The 2,947-nt window shown below is 74.1% G+C and carries 2 protein-coding genes; one reads left to right on the forward strand and one right to left on the reverse strand.

Features of this window, described 5'->3' with window-relative positions; translation table 11 throughout:
* Positions 1-189 (reverse strand): hypothetical protein (locus ABD317_RS35395; RefSeq protein WP_344295859.1); only part of this gene is annotated, 189 nt, incomplete at its 3' end.
* Between the two features lie 45 nt (positions 190-234).
* On the opposite strand from ABD317_RS35395, the gene ABD317_RS35400 reads away from it, so the two are divergent.
* Positions 235-2,947 (forward strand): type I polyketide synthase (locus tag ABD317_RS35400; RefSeq protein ID WP_344295861.1); only part of this gene is annotated, 2,713 nt, incomplete at its 3' end.

Here is a 2,947-nt window from a genome sequence, read left to right on the forward strand (position 1 = left end):
GTGTTGGTGTCCGGTGTGGGTGCTGCGTTTGCGGCGGGTGTGCGGGTGGATTGGCACGCGGTGTTCGCGGGCGTCAGTGGTCGGCGGGTTGCGTTGCCGACGTATGCGTTCCAGCGGCGGCGTTACTGGTTGTCTGGTTCTGTTGCCGCGGGTGATCCGGCGGGTCTGGGTCTGGGTGCGTTCGGGCACGGTTTGCTGGGTGCGTCGGTGACCGTGGCATCGTCGGGCGCGGTGGTGTTGACGGGTCGTGTGTCCCGTGCGGGGGATGGGTGGCTGGCCGGGCATCGGATCCAGGGTCGGGTGCTGGTGCCGGGGGCGGCGTTGGTGGAGATGGCGCTGCGGGCCGGTGACGAGGCGGGTTGCCCGGTCCTCGAAGACCTTGCCCTCGAAGCACCGTTGGAGTTGCCGGAGAGCGGGGGTGTGCAGGTCCAGGTCATCGTCGACCCCCCGGAAGGCGAAGGGACAGCTCGTACGGTCGCCGTGCATGCCCGCCCCGACGACGACCCGGACGGTCCGTTCACACGGCACGCCACCGGCCGCGTCACCGCCACCGCCTCCGAAGACACGACCGTCGAGGCGTGGCAGGGCGCCTGGCCGCCCGCGGACGCCACGGCCGTGGACCTGGCCGACGCCTACGACCGGCTGGCCGAGCGCGGTTACGACTACGGGGCTGGCTTCCAGGGTCTGACCGCGCTGTGGCAAGACGGCTCGACGCGCTACGCGGAGGTGGTGCTGTCCAAGGAGCACACCGGCGATCACGGGCCGGATGCCTTCGGCCTCCACCCCGCCCTCCTCGACGCCGCCCTGCACACCCTCCTCATCGACAGCAGCGACGGCGTCGACAACGCCGACGACGGCATCCGCGTGCCCTTCGCCTGGTCCAAGGTTGTGCTGCACGCCACCGCGGCCACCCATCTGCGCGTCCAGGCGGTCGCCGTCGGCCCCGACACCGTCGAGATCACACTCTTCGACGCCGAAGGCGGCCCGGTCGCCGAGGTCGGCGAGCTGACCATGCGCACCCTCGCGGCCGCGCCCCAGCCCACCGCCGACCTGTACACCGTGCGCTGGACGCCGCGGGAACTTCCGGCCGACGTACCGGACGCCACCGGCTGGGCGACTCTCGGCCCCGTCGCGCCCGTCCCGGACAGCGCCGTCCGGCACCACCCGCACCTGGCGGACCTCCTGGCCACCGACGACCCGCCCACCGCCGTCGTCTACGCCCCCGCCCCCGGCGGCGAGCCGACCCCCACCGCCGCCCACCGGGCCGTGCAGGACCTGCTCACCCTCCTCCAGCAGTACCTCGATGAACCCCGCCTGGCCGACACCCCCCTCGTCGTCCTCACCCGCCACGCCCACACCGCCGAACCCGACCCGGTCCACGCGGCGCTCTGGGGCCTGGCCCGTACGGCGCAGGCCGAGCACCCGGGCCGTATCCACCTCGTCGACACCGACGACCACCCCGACACCCGCACCCACCTCCCGCACGCCCTCGCCCACACCCTCACGACGGACACCCCCCAACTCACCCTCCACCACGGCACCCCGCACACCCCCCACCTCACCCACCTGCCATCCGAGGGCGACGACACCGGACAAGCGCTCGGCCGCCGGAACGGCACCGTGCTGATCACCGGTGGTGCCGGGGCGCTGGGCGGGCTGGTCGCGCGGTACCTGGCGGCGACGCACGGCGTACGGCACCTCCTGCTCGCCGGCCGCCGCGGCATCGACACGCCCGGCGCGCCCGAGCTGCGGGAGCAGCTGCGGGAGGCCGGTGCGCAGGCAACGTTCGCGCGCTGCGACCTCACCGACCGCGACGCCGTGGCCCGGATGCTCGCCGAGATTCCCGACGACCGGCCGCTGACCGCGGTCGTCCACGCCGCGGGCGTCGTTGCCGACGCCACCATCGCCTCCCTCACCCCCGAGGCGCTGCGCGAAGTCCTGGCACCCAAGGTCGACGCCGCGACGCACCTCGACGAGCTGACGCGCGACCTCGACCTCGACGCCTTCGTCCTCTTCTCCTCCGTCGCCGGCGTGCTGGGCACCCCGGGGCAGGGCAACTACGCCGCGGCCAACGCCTGGCTCGACGGCCTCGCCGCCCGCCGCCGGGCCCGGGGGCAGGCGGGCCAGGCCCTGGCGTGGGGCCTGTGGGGCGACGTCGGGGGCACGGGCGGCATGGGCGCCGCGCTCGGCGACGCCGAGCTGGCGCGCTGGCACCGCAGCGGCATCGCCCCGCTGACCCCGGAGCTGGGACTCGCGTCCCTCGACGCGGCGCTGCGGACCCGTACGCCGAACGTCATCCCCGTACGCATGGACCTCCCCGCCCTCCGCGCGCAGGCCGAGGCCGGCGATGTGCCGTATCTCCTCCGGGACTTCGCCCCCCGCCGCCGCGCCCGCCGGGTGGCCGCGGGGACGGCGACCGGCACGACCGCCCTCGCCGCCCGGCTGGCCGGTCTCGACGCGGAGGCACAGGACGCCGAGCTGGTCGGACTCGTCCGTACCCAGGCCGCGCTGGTTCTCGGCTACGACGACGCCGCGGCCATCGACGCCGATCAGGACTTCAAGGCGCTCGGCTTCGACTCCCTGACCGCGGTCGAGCTGCGCAACCGCGTCAATGCCGCGGCGGGCGTGCGCCTTGCCCCCACGGTCGTCTTCAACTACCCCACGCCCGCGGGCCTCGCCCGCCACCTGCGCGACGAAGTGCTCGGCGCCGTCACCGCCGCTACCGCGACCACCGTGACCGCCGCTGCCGTGGATGCGGAGGATCCGGTGGTGGTTGTGGGGATGGCGTGCCGTTATCCGGGTGGTGTGTCGTCGCCGGGGGAGTTGTGGGATCTGGTGTGGTCCGGTGGCGAGGGGGTCTCGGAGTTTCCGACCGACCGGGGCTGGAGTGCGGATCTGTTCGATGCGGATCCGGGTGTGTCGGGGAAGTCGTATGCGCGTCATGGTG

Source organism: Streptomyces synnematoformans (assembly GCF_039531005.1).
Lineage (GTDB): Bacteria > Actinomycetota > Actinomycetes > Streptomycetales > Streptomycetaceae > Streptomyces > Streptomyces synnematoformans.